Origin of the sequence: Streptomyces sp. DSM 40868 (assembly GCF_011820545.1) — a bacterium.
In the GTDB taxonomy this organism is placed as follows: Bacteria; Actinomycetota; Actinomycetes; order Streptomycetales; family Streptomycetaceae; genus Streptomyces; species Streptomyces eurythermus.
On sequence record NZ_CP050504.1, the window covers coordinates 4,846,735 to 4,863,537 of the forward strand.

General features: G+C 70.5%; 17 protein-coding genes. 7 read left to right on the forward strand and 10 right to left on the reverse strand.

The features are described from left to right. Positions 1–3 precede the first annotated feature (3 nt). Together HB370_RS22065 and HB370_RS22070 are read left to right on the forward strand one after the other, a co-directional pair. Complete coding sequence (locus HB370_RS22065; RefSeq protein ID WP_030791025.1) at positions 4–213, forward strand: acyl-CoA carboxylase subunit epsilon; 210 nt, start codon at positions 4–6, stop codon at positions 211–213. Between the two features lie 336 nt (positions 214–549). Beyond that, entirely contained in the window at positions 550–2,322 is a 1,773-nt protein-coding gene (locus tag HB370_RS22070) for a biotin carboxylase N-terminal domain-containing protein (protein WP_167513374.1), read from the forward strand. Between the two features lie 30 nt (positions 2,323–2,352). Here HB370_RS22070 and HB370_RS22075 read toward each other — a convergent pair whose 3' ends face one another. After that, positions 2,353–2,871 (reverse strand): MarR family transcriptional regulator, encoded by a 519-nt coding sequence (locus HB370_RS22075; RefSeq protein ID WP_030782079.1) that lies wholly within the window; start codon positions 2,869–2,871, stop codon positions 2,353–2,355. A gap of 134 nt (positions 2,872–3,005) precedes the next feature. On the opposite strand from HB370_RS22075, the gene HB370_RS22080 reads away from it, so the two are divergent. The 4 genes from HB370_RS22080 to HB370_RS22095 all read left to right on the forward strand — a co-directional run bounded on the left by HB370_RS22080 (position 3,006) and on the right by HB370_RS22095 (position 6,729). Continuing rightward, complete coding sequence (locus HB370_RS22080; protein WP_051815626.1) at positions 3,006–3,758, forward strand: SDR family oxidoreductase; 753 nt, start codon at positions 3,006–3,008, stop codon at positions 3,756–3,758. Between the two features lie 286 nt (positions 3,759–4,044). After that, the gene (locus HB370_RS22085) at positions 4,045–4,524 is read left to right on the forward strand and encodes a hypothetical protein (protein ID WP_157855563.1); all 480 of its coding nucleotides are present in this window, start codon (positions 4,045–4,047) and stop codon (positions 4,522–4,524) included. Beyond that, positions 4,521–6,137 carry a multicopper oxidase family protein gene (locus HB370_RS22090; RefSeq protein ID WP_030782068.1) on the forward strand — a complete coding sequence of 539 codons (1,617 nt, stop codon included), beginning with the start codon at positions 4,521–4,523 and terminating at the stop codon, positions 6,135–6,137. Before HB370_RS22085 ends, HB370_RS22090 begins: the two co-directional genes overlap by 4 nt. Before the next feature lie 28 nt (positions 6,138–6,165). Beyond that, positions 6,166–6,729, forward strand: coding sequence for a hypothetical protein (locus HB370_RS22095; RefSeq protein WP_030782065.1), 564 nt, complete (start codon positions 6,166–6,168; stop codon positions 6,727–6,729). Between the two features lie 314 nt (positions 6,730–7,043). Here the strand turns inward: HB370_RS22095 and HB370_RS22100 are convergent, their stop codons facing one another. From HB370_RS22100 to HB370_RS22115, 4 genes are all read right to left on the reverse strand, one after another. Then, positions 7,044–7,835 (reverse strand): ABC transporter permease, encoded by a 792-nt coding sequence (locus HB370_RS22100; protein ID WP_030782062.1) that lies wholly within the window; start codon positions 7,833–7,835, stop codon positions 7,044–7,046. Continuing rightward, complete coding sequence (locus tag HB370_RS22105) at positions 7,832–8,809, reverse strand: daunorubicin resistance protein DrrA family ABC transporter ATP-binding protein (protein ID WP_030782060.1); 978 nt, start codon at positions 8,807–8,809, stop codon at positions 7,832–7,834. Before HB370_RS22105 ends, HB370_RS22100 begins: the two co-directional genes overlap by 4 nt. A gap of 133 nt (positions 8,810–8,942) precedes the next feature. After that, positions 8,943–9,785, reverse strand: coding sequence for a DUF4097 family beta strand repeat-containing protein (locus HB370_RS22110; RefSeq protein WP_030782058.1), 843 nt, complete (start codon positions 9,783–9,785; stop codon positions 8,943–8,945). Between the two features lie 81 nt (positions 9,786–9,866). Next, a complete protein-coding gene (locus HB370_RS22115; protein ID WP_030782056.1) occupies positions 9,867–10,379 on the reverse strand; it encodes a toxin-antitoxin system HicB family antitoxin in 513 nt (170 codons plus the stop codon). 293 nt (positions 10,380–10,672) lie between these two features. Between HB370_RS22115 and HB370_RS22120 the strand changes: the two genes are divergently transcribed. After that, positions 10,673–11,155, forward strand: coding sequence for a hypothetical protein (locus HB370_RS22120; RefSeq protein ID WP_030782053.1), 483 nt, complete (start codon positions 10,673–10,675; stop codon positions 11,153–11,155). Positions 11,156–11,176: 21 nt separating this feature from the next. Here HB370_RS22120 and HB370_RS22125 read toward each other — a convergent pair whose 3' ends face one another. From HB370_RS22125 to HB370_RS22145, 5 genes are all read right to left on the reverse strand, one after another. Further along, on the reverse strand, positions 11,177–12,601 hold the full coding sequence (locus HB370_RS22125; RefSeq protein WP_167513013.1) for a non-reducing end alpha-L-arabinofuranosidase family hydrolase: 1,425 nt from the start codon (positions 12,599–12,601) through the stop codon (positions 11,177–11,179). 155 nt (positions 12,602–12,756) lie between these two features. After that, positions 12,757–13,617, reverse strand: a complete 861-nt coding sequence (locus HB370_RS22130) for a hypothetical protein (RefSeq protein WP_030782051.1) — start codon at positions 13,615–13,617, stop codon at positions 12,757–12,759. Between the two features lie 77 nt (positions 13,618–13,694). Next, complete coding sequence (locus HB370_RS22135) at positions 13,695–14,171, reverse strand: SUKH-3 domain-containing protein (RefSeq protein WP_030782048.1); 477 nt, start codon at positions 14,169–14,171, stop codon at positions 13,695–13,697. A 636-nt stretch (positions 14,172–14,807) separates the two neighbouring features. Next, positions 14,808–15,173 (reverse strand): hypothetical protein, encoded by a 366-nt coding sequence (locus HB370_RS22140; protein WP_030782041.1) that lies wholly within the window; start codon positions 15,171–15,173, stop codon positions 14,808–14,810. A 564-nt stretch (positions 15,174–15,737) separates the two neighbouring features. Continuing rightward, entirely contained in the window at positions 15,738–16,193 is a 456-nt protein-coding gene (locus tag HB370_RS22145) for a helix-turn-helix domain-containing protein (protein WP_167513014.1), read from the reverse strand. Positions 16,194–16,803: the final 610 nt, after the last annotated feature.

Here is a 16,803-nt window from a genome sequence, read left to right on the forward strand (position 1 = left end):
TCCATGAGCACCACTGAGCCCCTCTTCCGGATCGTCCGGGGACAGGCCGACGCCGAGGAACTCGCCGCCCTGACGGCCGTACTGACCGTGCTCGCGCAGCGGGCGGGCGCCTCGGCGGAACCGGCCGCCCCGCGTCCGGCGGCCGCGCGCTGGTTCCGGCTGGAGCGCAACGCCGGATTCCTGGCCTCGCACAGCTGGCAGACCGCCTCGTAGCCGGCCCGTCCGGCACGCACGTACCACCGCGGACCACGACAGAACCACGGAGCAGCACGTGTCCTCTCCCCACGCGCCCCACGAGGTGGCGGCACCGCGCGCCCGCCTCGGCGCACGCATCGACCAGACGGACCACACCGACACCGGTTCCGGTGTCCTGCCGGGCCACGGGGTACGGCCGCACGCCGCGAGCCCCTTGCCGGCACACCGGTCTCCGCGACGGGGGCACCGGATGGGCGACATCGGGGCGGGCGCCAGGGTGGTACGCATGGGGAGCGGGTGGCAGTCCATGTTGGCGCCGGTGCGGTGCGCCGGGGAAGGGATCTCGAAATGAGTCTGCGCAAGGTGCTCATCGCCAACCGTGGCGAAATCGCTGTCCGCGTGGCCCGGGCCTGCCGGGACGCCGGGATCGCGAGCGTGGCCGTCTACGCCGACCCGGACCGCGACGCTGTGCACGTACGGGCCGCCGACGAGGCGTTCGCGCTGGGGGGTGACACCCCGGCCACCAGCTACCTGGACATCGAGAAGGTGCTGCTGGCCGCCAAGCAGTCCGGTGCGGACGCGATCCACCCCGGCTACGGCTTCCTGTCCGAGAACGCCGAGTTCGCCCAGGCCGTTCTCGACGCGGGCCTGATCTGGATCGGCCCGCCGCCGCAGGCGATCCGGGACCTGGGTGACAAGGTCGCCGCCCGTCACATCGCCCAGCGCGCCGGCGCCCCGCTGGTGGCGGGTACGCCGGACCCGGTGAGTGGTGCGGAGGAGGTCGTGGCTTTCGCCGAGGAGCACGGTCTGCCGATCGCGATCAAGGCCGCGTTCGGCGGCGGCGGGCGCGGTCTGAAGGTCGCCCGCACCCTCGAAGAGGTCCCCGAGCTGTACGAGTCCGCCGTGCGTGAGGCCGTCGCCGCGTTCGGCCGTGGCGAGTGCTTCGTCGAGCGCTACCTCGACCGGCCGCGGCATGTGGAGACGCAGTGCCTGGCCGACAAGCACGGCAACGTCGTCGTGGTCTCCACCCGCGACTGCTCCCTGCAGCGCCGTCACCAGAAACTGGTCGAGGAGGCTCCCGCACCGTTCCTGTCCGAGGAGCAGATGGCGGAGCTGTACCGGGCGTCGAAGGCCATCCTGAAGGAGGCCGGGTACGAGGGCGCGGGCACGTGTGAGTTCCTGGTCGGGCAGGACGGCACGATCTCCTTCCTGGAGGTCAACACCCGCCTGCAGGTCGAGCACCCGGTCACCGAGGAAGTCGCCGGCATCGACCTGGTCCGGGAGATGTTCCGCATCGCCGACGGCGAACCCCTCGGCTACGACGACCCGGTGCTGCGCGGTCACTCCTTCGAGTTCCGTATCAACGGTGAGGACCCGGGCCGTAACTTCCTGCCCGCCCCCGGCACCGTCACCACCTTCGAAGCCCCCTCCGGCCCGGGCGTGCGTCTGGACGCGGGCGTGGAGGCCGGCAGTGTGATCGGCCCGGCGTGGGACTCCCTGCTGGCCAAGCTGATCGTCACCGGCCGCACCCGCAAGGAAGCCCTCCAGCGGGCCGCCCGCGCGCTGGAGGAGTTCCGTGTCGAGGGCATGGCCACCGCCATCCCCTTCCACCGCAAGGTCGTCACCGACCCCGCCTTCGCCCCCGAACTCACCGGCTCCAGCGAGCCGTTCACGGTCCACACCCGGTGGATCGAGACCGAGTTCGTCAACGACATCAAGCCCTTCACCGCCCCCGCCGACGCCGAGGCCGACGAGGATGCGGCGCGTGAGACGGTCGTGGTCGAGGTCGGCGGCAAGCGCCTGGAGGTCTCCCTGCCCTCCAGCCTGGGCATGAGCCTGGCCCGCACCGGGCTCGCGGCCGGGGCCAAGCCCAAGCGGCGCGCGGCGAAGAAGTCCGGGCCCGTCGCCTCCGGCGACACCCTGACCTCCCCCATGCAGGGCACCATCGTCAAGATCGCCGTCGAGGAAGGCCAGCAGGTCAAGGAGGGCGACCTGGTCGTCGTCCTGGAGGCCATGAAGATGGAACAGCCCCTCAACGCCCACAAGGCGGGCACCATCAAGGGCCTGACCGCCGAGGTCGGCGCCTCCCTCACCTCCGGCGCCGCCATCTGCGAGATCACGGACTGACGGGACCGAGGACGCGGCGAGGGGGAGCGGTCAGGTGCGGACCGCTCCCTCCAGGTCGATCAGAAGCGTGCGCAGATCGTCGTTGAGCCGCCGCTGGGTGTCGAGGTCGAGGGCGGACAGCACCCGCGCCTCCGTCTCCGTCTTGGTGGCGAAGACCTCGAGCGCCCGCTGCTCCCCTTCGTCCGTGAGGCAGACCAGTACCTGGCGGCGATCGCCGGCGTCGACCTCCCGGCGCACCCACCCCTTCTTCTCCAGGGCGGCCACGCGCTTGGTGACGGCGCCGGTGGTCAGCTGCATGATGTCCTGGAGCGAACCGGCGGTCACCTGGTGGGGCGGCCCGACCCGGCGCAGGGAGGCGAGCAGCTCGATCTCCCAGGGTTCGATGCCGAAGACGGCCAGTTCACGGCGGAGCCGGGTCTCCAGATGGTGGGCGACGCGCTGAATCCGCTGGCAGAGTTCCTTGGACGTCAGGTCGGGCGCCGTCGAGACCTGCGCGACCTGCTTCATGATCACGTCGACGCGATCGACGGCTTGCTGGCGATCACCCATGGGTCTACCCTAGCTGCTGGCCATTATCTTCCTGGTCGTTTAATTACCAGGAAGCGACGCAGTCGAATAGAGGTGCCTTGCCGATGACTCGTAGCGTCTCCGCATCCGGCCCGCTTCAGGGCAGGATCGCGCTGGTGACAGGCGGTAGCCGGGGGATCGGGGCCGCGACGGCCACCACCCTCGCCGGGCTCGGGGCCGACGTCGTGCTCACATACCGAAGCTCGCTGGACGAGGCCAAGGCCGTGGCGGCCGCGTGCGAGGAAAAAGGTGTAAAGGCCACGGTGCTCAGGGCCGACCTGGACGCGGCCGACGGCGCCGAGGAACTGGTCACCGCCGTGCGGGAACGGGTGGACCACCTCGACGTCGTCGTCAGCAACGCCTGCGCCTCGTACCCGCGCGTGCCGCTGGCCGGCATGGACCCGACCGCGCTCGGCGACAAGGTCCGCAACGACGTCGTCCTGCTGCACCGGCTCACCACCGCCTTCGTGCCCGCGATGCGGGAGCGGGGGTACGGCCGGCTCGTCGTCATCTCCAGCGGCTCGTCCTGGGGCCCGACCGCGCCCGGCCTCGCCGCGCACGGAGTGACGAAGGCCGCGCTGGAGGGCTACGTCCGGTACGCGGCCGACGAGTTCGGCGCCGGTGGCGTGACCGTCAACGGCCTCGCCCTGGGCTTCGTCCTCACCGACGCCTCCTCGGTGGTCCCGCAGCCGGCGCGCGACGCGCTGGCCAACGCCACGCCGGCCGGGCGGCTCGGCACCCCGCAGGACATCGCCGACGCCGTGTCCCTGCTGGCGCGCCCCGAGTCGGAGTGGATCAACGGGGCGACCCTCCCCGTGACCGGCGGCCTCAACTACCCGCTGAACCTGTCCCGCGTCCGCGGCCACTGACACCGGCGGCTTCGGCGACTTCTGCGGCTTCGGCGGCGCGGAGCGGGCGTCCGTTCGCGGGGCGCGCGGTGGGCGTTCGCGGGGGCGGGGAGGGAGCGTACGTACTCCCGCCCGCGCGCCCCTGCCACCCGCGCCCCTCCCATTCGCGCGCCGCTCGAGCCCGTACGTGCGTGACACCTCCGCGCCGCGTGCCCTGGGCGCGCGTCTCTCTCCCCCCACCCGTCAGCCCGTACCCGCACCGGAATCCGTGATGCAGCGATCCTCCTCAGAAGCCGCGGCGCAGGCCGTGCCCCCCACCTCCGACTCGGGCGGATCCGGTCCCCGGGACTTACGGCGTCCCGGCCCGGCCGGTGACCGGCCACCCGCCCGCTGGGCGCACCGGCCGGTGATCGCCTTCCGGATCGTCTCCGTGCTGTTCACCGTCAACACCCTCGTCCAGGCCGCGCTGGCCGGGCTGTTCGTCAACGGCGACGTGGGACTGCTCACCGCCCACGACGTCAACGCGCACGTTCTCACGATGATGCTCGTGGCGGAGACGGCAGCCGCCACCGTCGCCTGGAGGGCGCGCGCGAACCGGGTCTGGCCCACGGTCCTCGGCGCCGCCCTCCTCGTGCTGATCGTCGTTCAGCAGATCGCCGGGTACTCGCGGAACCTGCTGCTGCACATCCCGCTCGGTGTCGCCCTGTTCGGCGGCGCGTGCACGATGACGGTCTGGGCGTTCACCCTCACCCTGCCCGTCCGGACGCTCAAGGCGCTGCACCGATGACCGCGCCCGTCCCTGCCCCGGTACCCGCTCCCTCTCGCCGCGGCTTCCTTCGCCTGGCGGCGGGCGGCGCCGGCGCGGTCGCGCTCGGCGGGCTGGCCGGCTGCGGCACGGACCGCCCCTCGACCGGCGTCCTGCTCGCCAGCGACCCCGAGGTGGAACTGCCGCGCCCGTTCACGCTGCCGCTGACCGTGCCCGCCGTGGCGAAGCCCACGCACGGCACGGACGTACCCGGCACGGACGTGTACGAGGTGACCCAGCGGCGCGCCTCCGTGGAGATCCTCCCCGGCACCCGCACCGAGATCTGGTCGTACGACGGCACCTTCCCCGGCCCGACCTTCCGCGCCCGCTCCGGCCGCCCGGTCCGGCTCCGGCTGACCAACACCCTGCCCACGCCAACCGCGACCCATCTGCACGGCGGCGTCACCCCGCCCGGCTCCGACGGCTACCCCACCGACCTGCTGCACCCGGCGGGGCACCGCGAGGACCCCGCGCACCCCATGCGGGGGATGGCGGGCACGCACGGCGGCACGATGTCCGGGGACGGGTCCGTCACCGGCACGCGCACGTACACGTACCCGCTCCGGCAGCGGGCCGCCACCCTCTGGTACCACGACCACCGCATGGACTTCAGCGGCCCGCAGGTCTGGCGCGGGCTCGCCGGGTTCTTCCTCGTGGACGACGACGAGGAGGACGCGCTGCCGCTGCCGAAGGGCGACCGCGACATCCCGCTGATGCTCTGCGACCGCTCCTTCGACGCCGACGGCGCCTTCCGCTACCCGTCGCTCGACCCCACCCTCACCCGCACCCCCGGCGTCCGGTCCGGCTACATGGACGGCGTGCTCGGCGACGTACAACTGGTCAACGGCCGCCCCTGGCCGTACCTGGAAGTGAGCGCGGCCCGCTACCGGCTGCGGCTGCTGAACGCCGCCAACGCGCGCCGCTACCGGCTGGCGCTCACCACCTCCGACGGCCGCCGCCTGCCCTTCGTCCAGGTCGGCAGCGACCAGGGACTGCTGGCCCGCCCGCAGACCCTCCCCACGCTCACCATGGCCCCGGCCGAGCGCTACGACGTCGTCCTCGACCTCTCCGCCTGCGCGCCGGACACCACCGTCACCCTCGTCAACACCCTGGCGGACGGGGCGATGCGCGACGTCATGCGGTTCCACGTCACCGGCCGGGGAAGGGGCCGCGACGACAGCAGGATCCCCACCCGCCTGTCACGGCCCGGGACGCTGCGCGCCGAACAGGCGGTGACCACCCGTCACTTCGACTTCCGGCTCGGCCGGGACGACATGTGGACCGTCAACGGCCACCCCTTCGACCCGGCGCGCACCTGGGCGACACCCCGCCTGGGCACCGTCGAGCGATGGCGGCTGACCAGCGACTTCCACCACCCCGTCCATCTGCACCTGGCGCACTTCCAGGTGCTGTCACGGGCCGGCGGGGCCCCCGGCGCGGGCGACCGCGGCTGGAAGGACACGGTCGACCTGCGCCCGTACGAGGTCGTGGAGATCCTCGCGCGGTTCGACGGATACCGGGGGCGCTACATGCTCCACTGCCACAACCTCGAACACGAGGACATGGCGATGATGGCCAATTTCCGCGTGGTGTAAGGGAAAACGATCCGAAAGGACGTACGCAATGCCGAAGAAGCAGAGCACCACCGGCGGACCGATCGCGCGCCGCGCCGTGGGCGTGGCCCTGGCCGCCGGGTTCCTGACGCTGGCCGTGGCCGCACCGCAGCCCGCGCTCGCCCTGACCGCCGAACCGACCGCGACACCGGCGAAGACCGCGACGGCCACGGCACCCGGGACGGCCACCACGGCCACCACGGCGACGGCCACGACCGTGCCCTCCCCGGTGGGCACCTGGTCGGTGACGACCCAGGAGTCCGACCACCCGGCCTCGACGGGCACCCTCTTCTTCTACGCCGACCACACCCTGCGGCTGGAGGCGCACCCCGGCCCCGACGGCAAGCCGGTGTTCATCGGCACCGGCGCGTGGCAGAGCGGCTACGGCGGCACGCTCCACTACGCGTTCACCCATCCGCTGCCGGGCACGCGCACCGGAACGGCGTACGTCGCACTGGACGGCGCCCTCACCTCGCCGACCGCCTTCTCCGCCCGCGGCCTGACCAAGCGCGTCTATGACGACGGCGGGACCGAGACGGTGACCATCGTCATGACGGGCACCAAGACCGCCTGACGGGCACCGCGAGGGGAGGCCGAGGGGCGCCGGAGCCGCTCGGCGCCCCTCGGACCGCGGAAGCCGGCGTCGGCGGGACGCGACACCGGCGGCGCCGGCCAGGGAGGAGCCGGGCGCTGTTCACGCCGTCCATCGAAGCCGTCCCGCACACCCCGGGCAAGCCGGAACCGGGACTCCTGACGTGACCCTGACGCGCGCCCACGACTCTTCGACGCTCGGCCGGACCGGCGGGCAAACGGTTTCGGGGCGGCGCACGCCGGCGTGGTGCCGGACGTACACCGCCCCGGAGCGGGACGCGTCAGCGGGGACGGCCGTTACTTCGGTTCGCGGGCGAAGAGCGAGGTGGACCAGACGTAGCCGAGCACCGCCAGCCCGACGCACCAGACGACGGCCAGCCACCCGTTGTGACCGATCTCGGTGCCGAGCAGCAGCCCGCGCAGGGTCTCGATGGCCGGGGTGAACGGCTGGTGCTCGGCGATCGGCTGGAACCAGCCCGGCATCGCGTCGACCGGCACGAACGCGCTGGACAGCAGCGGCAGCACCATCAGCGGCAGGGCGTTGTTGCTGGCCGCCTCGGCGTTCGGGCTGGACAGGCCCATGCCGACCGCGATCCAGGTGAGCGCCACGGAGACGAGGGTGAGCAGCCCGACGGCCAGGAGCCAGTCCAGGGCGGTGGCGTCCGTGGCCCGGAATCCGATGGCCACCGCGACGGCCCCCACGAGCACCACGCTCATCACGCACTGGAGCACGCTGCCGACGACGTGCCCGACGAGCACCGACCCGCGGTGGATCGCCATCGTACGGAAGCGGGCGATGATGCCCTCGGTCATGTCCGTGGCCACGGACACCGCGCTGCCGATCGTGGTGCTGCCGATGGTCATCAGCAGGACGCCGGGGACGAGATAGGCGAGGTACGCGGACCGGTCCGCCCCGCCGTTGCCGATGCCCGCGCTCATCACGTCACCGAAGATGTAGACGAAGAGCAGCAGCAGGACGACCGGCGAGAGCAGCAGGTTCAGCGTCAGCGACGGGTAGCGGCGGGCGTGCAGCAGATTGCGGCGCAGCATCGTCGAGGAGTCGCGCACGGCGAGGGAGAGGGAGCTCATCGGACATCCTCCGGGGACAGGGCCGGCTGGTCGGCGCCGGCGGTGAGGGCGAAGAACACGTCGTCGAGGTCGGGGGTGTGCACGGTCAGCTCGTCCGCCTCGATGCCGGTGGCCTCCAGCCAGTCGAGCAGGGAGCGCAGTTCGCGCTGGCTGCCGTCGCTGGGGACGCGCAGCGCCAGCGACTCGTCGTCCGGTGTGGCCTCGCGCAGCGCGGAGGCGGCGGACCGGTACGCGGACGGGTCGGTGAAGCGGAGCCGCACATGTCCGCCGGGGACGAGGCGCTTGAGCTGGTCGGCGGTGCCCTCGGCGGCGATCCGCCCGCCGTTGAGCACGGCGATGCGGTCGGCGAGCTGGTCGGCCTCCTCCAGGTACTGCGTGGTGAGGAAGACGGTGACGCCGTCCGCGACCAGCTCGCGGACGATCTGCCACATGGTGTGCCGGGAGCGCGGGTCGAGGCCGGTGGTCGGCTCGTCGAGGAAGATGATCCGCGGGTCGCCGACGAGGGTCATGGCGATGTCCAGACGGCGCTTCATGCCGCCGGAGTAGCTCTGGGCGGGCTTCCTGGCGGCCTCGGCCAGCCCGAACCGCTCCAGCAGTTCGGTGGCGACCCGCCGCCCCTCGCGCTTGGGCAGATGGTGCAGAGCCGCCATGAGGAGCATGTTCTCCTCGCCGGTGATCAGCCCGTCGACGGCGGAGAACTGACCGGTGACCCCGATCGCGGCGCGTACGGCCTGGGGTGCGGTGGCGAGATCGTGACCCGCGACCCGGGCCTGCCCGCCGTCGGGGGTGACGAGCGTGGAGAGGATCTTCACGGTGGTGGTCTTGCCGGCGCCGTTCGGTCCGAGCAGCGCGAACACGGAGCCGGCGGGGATGTGCAGGTCGATGCCGTCCAGGACGGTCTTGTCGCCGTACGACTTGCGGAGTCCGGTGGCGGAGATGGCGGCGGCCGACCGCTCCGTGTTGGACGTGGGCATGACAGACATGTCGATGGAGCCCTCCCGTTCGAGCCGAGGAAGTAGAAGGAAGCAGAAGGAAGCAGAGCCGGCGGAGGAAGCCGAAGAAGCGGAGGAAGCGGGCGGGGAGGCCGGCGGGCCCGTGGCCCGGTGCTCAGCTCCGGGCGCGGCGGATGTCGATGTTGCCGTAGCGGGTGCGGGCGCGGACCTGGACGGTGTCCTCGGCCGTGTCCGGGGCGCCGGAGGCGGTGAGCCCGTTGCGCACCTGCCCGGCCCCGGAGCTGACGTCGAGCCAGGCGGCCGTGCCCTCGCGGATGCCGAGGTCGATGGCGCCGTAGGAGGTCTCCAGCTGGACGGTGCCGCGGGCGACGTCCCCCACGCGCACGGTGCCGTGGGCGGTGGTGGCGGTGACCGAGTCCTCGGCGCGCCGCACCTCGATGTCACCGTTGGCGTTGCTCACCCGCAGCGCGCCGGTCGCGACGTCGACGCTCGTGCCACCGTGCGAGTTCTTCAGCACGGCCGGGCCGTCGAGGAGGCCGACACGCAGGCTGCCGGTGCTGGTGCTGATCTCGGCCCGGCCCTCGACCCGCTCCACGGTGATCGAGCCGTGCGAGGCGGTCAGCTCCAGCGGGCCGGTCGCGTCCAGGCGGACATCGCCGGACGAGGTCTTCACCCGTACCTCACCGAGCCGGCCCTCGCCGAGCACCTGGGTCCAGGCCCCGGTCATGTCGACGCGGGAGCCGGCGGGCAGTTCGACCGTCACGTCCACCACGCCGGTGCGGCCGAACAGGTTGGACTTGGGCGTCCGGACGGTCAGCGCGCCGCTCGCGCAGGAGACCTCGGTCTGGTCGGCCGTCCGTACGTCCAGGTCCTTCTTCGGGTTGCGGGGCCGCACCTCCACCACGGTGTCGAGGCGGTCGCTCGCGGTGAACTGGATGGAACCGGCGTCCACCCGCGCGGTGACCGAGATCGGTTCGGGAGTGTCGAAAGAAGGCATGGCTGTCCCGTCCTCGTGAGTCTTGGGAACGTCCCCGCAGGTGGGACGTGGTGTGAGTGAAGTGGAGCGGGCGGGCTGCGGCTAGCGCACCCAGCCCGTGAAGCGCTGTCCGACGGTCTGGCTCTTCTCCGGCGTGCGGGGCCGGGAGCCGCCGTCGACCGCGGCCGACACGGCCCGTACGAGCCAGGCGTTGACCGAGAGCCCCTCGCGGCTCGCGGCCTCCTCGGCCCGGGCCTTGAGCTGGGCGGGCAGCCGCAGATTGACGCGGGCGGTCCCGCCCTCGTCCGCCTCGGCCGGCGCCTTGAAAGCCTCGACGGGCGCGGCCGCCTCCGCGGGGCCCCCGGCTTCGACGGCCGGCAGTGCCACCACGAATTCCGGGTCGAGCCCGCGCAGCCGCACGTCCACCGACCCCGGGGCAAGCTCCCGGGTGACTTCGTCCATGGCGGCGGACAGCACGTTCAGCATGGTCAGCCGAGCCGCCGACTCCAGCGGAGCGGTCAGCCTCTCGGCCAGCTCCCGGGCATCCTCCCCACCGGCTTCAGCGGCCACCGCGAGTTCGCGGCGGAGGGTTTCGACATAGGGCGTGAGGTCCATGACGCCATCATGGCACCATCGTGGCGCCATAGGCAACCCCGTGGTGCCACGGATGGGGCCACGGGTGATGCAGCCACCTGGTATTCCCAGGTCAGAACTGGTGCGAGGCTCCCGGGAAGCCCTACTGATCGACGTCAGGGGAGCCTGCGGGCCGGAAAGACGCCCGCGTATGACGCCAAGGTGACACCGCATGGCGCCACGGTGGCGTCAGGCGTGCGTGGCGGAGAGGACCCTGCCGCGAGTCGGGCAGACTTCCACAGTCGCGGGGGATCAGGGCTCTGGAAAGGGCGGACATGGAGTACGTCACGGCCGTCTGGGACGACGGCGGTTTCCAGGTGGACGCGAGTGCGTACCTGGCCGAGCTGCCGCGGCTGCGCGCCGGCCTGCCCCCGGGCGCCCGGGCTTTCGCCACCGACCCCGGCCACTACGACATCGCGGGCGCCACCCGCTGCGTGAAGGACCTGGAGCTGGCCGGGGTCCGCCTCGCCACCGACAAGAGCGGCGGACTGGTCCTGGAGTTCGCGCCGAACAAGTTCAAGCACGACTCCGGCCTGCGCATCGGTTACTCGGGCGTGCGGCACTTCGCCATCAACTACGCCCACTCGATCGACTGGATGAGCGCCGACACCGTGCTCCTCGACGAGATCCTCCCCGACGAGGACGGCGGCTGCCGGCACGAGATCGCGCTCACCGACGCGTCGATCACCGTCCGGTGCGAGGATCTGCGGGCCGTCTGGACAGAGGAGCCCCGGCCGACGCGCGGCTGGGGCTCCTGAAGCCGGTGACCGGGCGGCGGGTCAGCGCCGCAGGGTGAGCACGGCCGGCCGCCAGGGCAACTGGTTGTAGGGCATGCCCGGGGTGACGGAGGCGGGGTCAAGGCCCTGGTAGAGGAACTGGAGGTTGCAGGGGTCGATGGTCATGGTCTGGTCGGGGTTGTCGCGGACCAGGTCGCCGTGGCTGATGTCGTTGGTCCAGGTGGCACCGCTGTTGGCCTTGCCCGCGAAGGGGTTGCTCTCGGTGGCGGCCTGCGGGGTCCACGACCCGCCGAGGCTGGAGGCCGTGAAGGAGCGGAAGTAGCGCCCGTTCGCCCCCATGGCCTCGACGATCATGAGGTACTGGTTCTGGCCCTTGACCTTGTAGACCTGCACCGCCTCGAACAGGTTGGCCGTGGTGTCGCTCATGATCGTGGTGTACGAGGAGCCGAAGTTGCCCGGGAAGTTCCCGATCGGCATGCTCGCCCGGTAGATCTTGCCGTTGTCACCGGCGAAGAACAGGTACATGTTCTGGTCGTCGGCGATCAGCGTCTGGTCGAGCGGGGCGCCGTCGGGGAGGCTGCCGGTGAACAGCGGCTGCGGGGCGGACCAGCCGTTGGGGTTGGTCGGGTCACTCGACGTGCGGTAGATGAAGGGCGAGGCCCCCCACTGGGAGGCCAGTACCCAGATGTTCTTGGGCGCGAAGTAGAACAGCGTGGGCGCCACCGCGGACTGGCTCATCCCGGTCTGGCCGGCCGACGCCATCTCCGACCAGTTCGTGAACGGACTGAACGCCATCGAGCCGTACGACGTCCCGCCCGACACGTTCGAGCCGTAGACCAGGTGCCTGCCGTTGTACGTCACGGTGCTGAAGTCCTTCAGCGAGGTCCACCCGTGGGCCGGCTGCGCCAGCGCATTGGTCGACGTCCACCGGTAGGCCGACGGAAGCGCGCACGTGCCGCCACCCGGCGCGGTCAGGCCGGTCCACTTCTGGTTGCTGCCACCGTTGCACGTACCGATCTGCACCGCCGTGCCGTTGGCCGTACCGGCGCCCGCGGTCTCCAGACACAGTCCGGACTCCGTGCCGACGACCGTGCCGTCGGCGTTCACCCGCCACTGCTGGTTCGCACCGCCGTTGCAGGACCAGATCACCGGCCGCGTACCGGCCGTGGTGGCGTGCCCCGGAACGTCCAGGCACTTGTCGCCGTACACGGTCAGCTGATTGTTGTCCGTCAGCGTCCACTGCTGGTTGGCCCCGCCGTGGCAGTCCCAGATCAGCAGGTCCGTGCCGTTGGCCTGGCCGGCATTCGCCACATCGAGGCACCGGCCGGAACCGACGCCGCGCAAGGTGCCACTGGTGGCCGCCTCGGCCGGGCCGGCGCCGAGCAGCGCCGCCAAAGAGGCCAGGACCGCGATTGCGGCGGCGAACACCGCGGACAGACGCCTGCGGCTGAACTTTTCCACGTGCATGGGGACCTCGTCATCCTTGAGCCGACGATTCCGGCGCGTTCGCAATACCGAACAAAGGTCGAAGTGCCGAGCAAACTGGATGATGGGAGACCCGCTGAACACCGTCAATACTTCTCACTGAATTCACGAACCGAAACGACTCACAACGCGCCCGGCTACATGTCCCCTTGAAGCTCTTCGACGACCCGCTCGGCCATGCGCCGAGCAGGCTCCAATCGAGGGTCATCGGGATGGGCGTACGGCCCGAGGATCTTCGAGCAGACGAACAACGTCATGAGCTTGCCGTCCCGCGTCCCGAAGTCCCGCCGCCGCTCGTGCCGCACACGATCCGCCAGAGCCGGAACGGCAAGCGAACTCGCCCACAACGAGGCGGAGTCCAGCCCCTGCGGGGCGTTCCCCCAGTCCTCCCAGTCGAAGAGACTGAAAACAGGGGCCGTGACGTTGGCCCAGTTCAGATCGCCATGTGCGGGCACCCAACACCGAACGGCCGTATCGAAACCGCCGGAGAAGACGGCCCGGAGGGACCGGGTGACCGACACCTGGGTGATGCTCTCGCCGTCGGGCGTGGCGACCCTCCCCGTCCGCTGCGCCGCCAGCGCGTCCAGAGAGGCGTTCAACCCCTCCCACCACTCGTCCGAAAGCGCGGGATCCTCACTCAGAACAGCGTTCCCGACAGGAGCCCCCGGCAGGAGATCAGTCTCATCGGCCCGCCACATCACCGCTTCGTCCGAGTCCCGCCACACCACACATCCCTGCCATGCCGGCTGGACGACACCATGCAGGCGAGCGGCACACTCCGCACCGTTCCACCCCTGACCGGTGATCTTGCCGAGCGGACGCCGCTCGACGCGGACCCACGTCCCGCGATCCGTCCGGGCCCCCACGGTCCGACGCTTGCGCACCACCGTATCCCCGAGAAACCGCACCCCCAGAGACCGCGCGACACGATCCAAAACCTCACCAACGGGCTGCACCCGTAGGTCGACAGCCTGACCAGTGGAGACCGGGAGCGGCATGCACGCGACCGTAGCAGCGGGGGGGCGGGAAATGGTCCAACACCGCTCCGTCCGGCTGAAACCGGTCAGGTGCCGGCTCAGGCGTAATGATTCTCCGCGTATTCGAGTGGATACCCCCGCGCATAACTCATCAATGCCGAGTGCTTGTCACAGCCGAGGAAATACTCGCCGCTGTGGTGCAGATAGAAGAACCGCCCGATCTCGTCCATGAGGACCGTCCCGCCGTCGAACGTGTCGTGCGCGACCGGGAAGACCTTCTTCCCCAGCCCGTCGGCGAGTTCTTGCACGTCCTCTGCCGCGCCCCGGTACATGAGACGCGGATAGAACTCCACCCTGTCTCCGGTGGAAGCGTGCCGGGTTGCCACAAGACCGACATGCTCGCGCAGGAATGCGAAAGCGGGCGCGATGACATCAAGACTGCCGCCGTCACCACGGAAATCCTGCAGAACGCGCGCCACCTCGGCAGCGGCGAGTTCGTCACACCGGCGCCCCGGATACCACCCGGCATTCGACAGCCAGGCATCCACCGCCTCGGGTGAATGCAGAACGGTCACGGCTCTCATCCTCTTCCGGTCAAATGGCAGTGACGCCGACGATCGACAGCACGCGCTCCCAGGGGGGCAGAGCTGACCCGTCCCGACCCTTCGCCCGGCCGAATGCGTTCTTCACTTTGCCCAGGTGCCCATGGGCGCTGCGGCCGAGGTCCACGCCGTGGAGGGACAGCTTGACGGCGCCGTCCTCGAACTCGGCATGGTCGAGAGGAACGCATTTCTGCCAGGTCGAGCACCGCGTCGGCGATAAGTTCCCCAACTCCGCCGTGACCGGCTCCGCGGGCTTGGCGGTGATCTCGGCGCTCCAGAGGGCGGGGGGGTGCGCCGACGACCTGTCGGCGGCATGCGTCGCAGATGAAGGCCGGGCAGTGTGGTCGCTTCGGGCGGGTTCGCGCTGTGAAAGCTGCCTGTTGGCCGGACAACGCCCAGACCAGTAGGCCCAGGGCCGTGTAGGGCAAGGACACGCAATCTGTTCCGCCGCCGGTCGAACAATGCCGGGATCGCCGCTGACGGTCCCGCCTCCGGCATGCTTCGGTGCACGCGGGAATGGCAGAGGTCCCCAGCCGGTACCGGAGAAAGTTCTGTCATCTGGGTGGGCTCAGGAGCCCAAGGCTCGCCAGGCCTGCTCGGTGACCACTTTCAGCTCTGCCTGAAGTCACGGGCCAGGAGCTTCATCTCCTCACCCCAGATGGTCACGTTGTCGCCTTTGCGGCCGAACTCCTCTCGGGCCAGTCGGTAGAACCCCGCACCAGGCTCCCCCTTCTCCTTCAGCACCACCATGGCGGAGAGCATCGCCCTTGTGCCGTCCGGGCTCTCCTGGTGGGAGACGTCGGCCAAGAGATGATCCATCTCCACGCTGTGTGCCGGGACGTTGTGGCCCGCATCCTCCAGGAGCTTGCTCAGCTCCCCGTACCGGATCGGCCAGTCCCCGTTACGGGCCCGCTCCAGCAGGATCTCCGCCATGGCCTCCTGGGCCGACTCGTACTCCGATGTCCCTCGCCTCACGGCCTCCCCCTCCACATCGACAGGAGCGCCAGAGTAGCGAGCTCGAGCCGGCAAGACGGTTCGACTGCAGCTCCTGGCACGCAGTGTCGATGCCCTAGCAGTTCGAGGACCAGGGCCGGGATCGGCTCCGTGCCCTCCACCAGGCGCTGAAGGGAATCGCCGGGAGGAGGTATGGACACGCCAAAAGCCAGAGGGCCCTCACCGAATCGGTAAGGGCCCTCTGACCTGTTACTTGGCTGTCGGGGTGGCGGGATTTGAACCCACGACCTCTTCGTCCCGAAGCAACTGGAGTGGGCGTCTGACCTTGGCGTGGTGGGCCTCTCACCAGCGCTGATGGTCCACGGACGTCCGCGCTTGTCCGCCGCTGTTCGCGGGCGTTGTCACGCACTTAGACACTCACTGGCTGGGGCGCTCGACGCTCTACCCTGCTCACGAGCGGACCCGGTACATGCTCGTGCCCCAGCGGACAGCGGCTGCCCTGTCAAAGTGCTCGGCTGAGTTGCGGCATGACTGCGGGACCTTGCCTGACTGGGATGACGGACCGTGTCCGCGGTGGGTCGCGACCTACCCAATAACGGCATTCAGTCCCGTAAGTGCGCGGGTGGCGCGGTCTCTCTCCGCCTGGACTCGCGCCTCGGCCGCAAGCCGGCCCTCCCGCTCAACCAGCAACTGCGCGCGCAGGGCCCGGCACCCATCGCACGCAAGTTCCTCCTCGCTCGGCAATTCGGCCTGCTGTGCAGGGAGGGGGCGCTGGGCCTTGAGCCGTTGCACCTTAAGACGTTCTACGTCGGCACGCGCGAAGAGGTTCGTCCCGTGGTGGCCCTTACCCACCACAGTCAGGTGACCCTCGGCCTTCATCGCGTGGACGGTATCCGTACGCACGCCGAGCAGTTTCGCTGTCTGCGTGGTCGTCAGCTTCTCATCGGGTTGGTTCATGCCTTGCAAACGACCCCTGACACCAAGGAGCCACCACCCCGTTCCGGAGTTCGCCCACTTCAGTGAGTCGTCGATCAGTGGCATGACGAAGATACGCGCCCGCCCATGCCGGACAGCTTCAGACGGCCCGTCTGGTGAATCCACCGTGCCGGCCCACCACCACGGAGCTACGACGACCATCACCCCACCCGCCGCCACCCTCCGGCAACTCAACAGTTCCCGATCTTGTTGACCGTGGCTGGCCACCGCACTGGGCACGGTGGTGGCAGGTACCTCAGCCGACGACAGTCAGCCACGATGGCGGGTGCGCCGGTCAACCAGGCGCGCGTGTGCCTCCCTACCCCTCCTGGCCTCCGCCACCCTGTCGCTGCCGTCGACCAGAGCAAGCCACGACGGCCGTCCCGTAACGACGCTGCCTGAGCTATCAGCTTGGGAAGCTGCGATCGCTTTTGGGTGAACCCAGGGCTGACCTGCGCGAACAGCTCAGGTGTAGCGTTGTCGAGCTCGGGTTCCTTCACCGTGGTTCCCCGCCCTATCTGGTGCGCTTGTGGTGCGAGGTGGAAGCGGTGTGTTGACGGGGCCGCCGTTGTCGCCGAGGGGGTGTCAGCGTCCACGGCTAAGGGCTCGTTGCTTCCCCCGCTTTGGTTGGGGGCAGCCCGGGAGCACTCCTAACCGACAGTTGCGCTTCGTCGGT

Coding starts and splice junctions, on each gene's coding strand:
- HB370_RS22065 (WP_030791025.1), top strand. CDS start 4: ATGAGCACCACTGAGCCCCTCTTCCGGATCGTCCGGGGACAGGCCGAC.
- HB370_RS22075 (WP_030782079.1), bottom strand. CDS start 2,871: ATGGGTGATCGCCAGCAAGCCGTCGATCGCGTCGACGTGATCATGAAG.
- HB370_RS22090 (WP_030782068.1), top strand. CDS start 4,521: ATGACCGCGCCCGTCCCTGCCCCGGTACCCGCTCCCTCTCGCCGCGGC.
- HB370_RS22095 (WP_030782065.1), top strand. CDS start 6,166: ATGCCGAAGAAGCAGAGCACCACCGGCGGACCGATCGCGCGCCGCGCC.
- HB370_RS22100 (WP_030782062.1), bottom strand. CDS start 7,835: ATGAGCTCCCTCTCCCTCGCCGTGCGCGACTCCTCGACGATGCTGCGC.
- HB370_RS22105 (WP_030782060.1), bottom strand. CDS start 8,809: ATGCCCACGTCCAACACGGAGCGGTCGGCCGCCGCCATCTCCGCCACC.
- HB370_RS22110 (WP_030782058.1), bottom strand. CDS start 9,785: ATGCCTTCTTTCGACACTCCCGAACCGATCTCGGTCACCGCGCGGGTG.
- HB370_RS22115 (WP_030782056.1), bottom strand. CDS start 10,379: ATGGACCTCACGCCCTATGTCGAAACCCTCCGCCGCGAACTCGCGGTG.
- HB370_RS22120 (WP_030782053.1), top strand. CDS start 10,673: ATGGAGTACGTCACGGCCGTCTGGGACGACGGCGGTTTCCAGGTGGAC.
- HB370_RS22125 (WP_167513013.1), bottom strand. CDS start 12,601: ATGCACGTGGAAAAGTTCAGCCGCAGGCGTCTGTCCGCGGTGTTCGCC.
- HB370_RS22130 (WP_030782051.1), bottom strand. CDS start 13,617: ATGCCGCTCCCGGTCTCCACTGGTCAGGCTGTCGACCTACGGGTGCAG.
- HB370_RS22145 (WP_167513014.1), bottom strand. CDS start 16,193: ATGCCACTGATCGACGACTCACTGAAGTGGGCGAACTCCGGAACGGGG.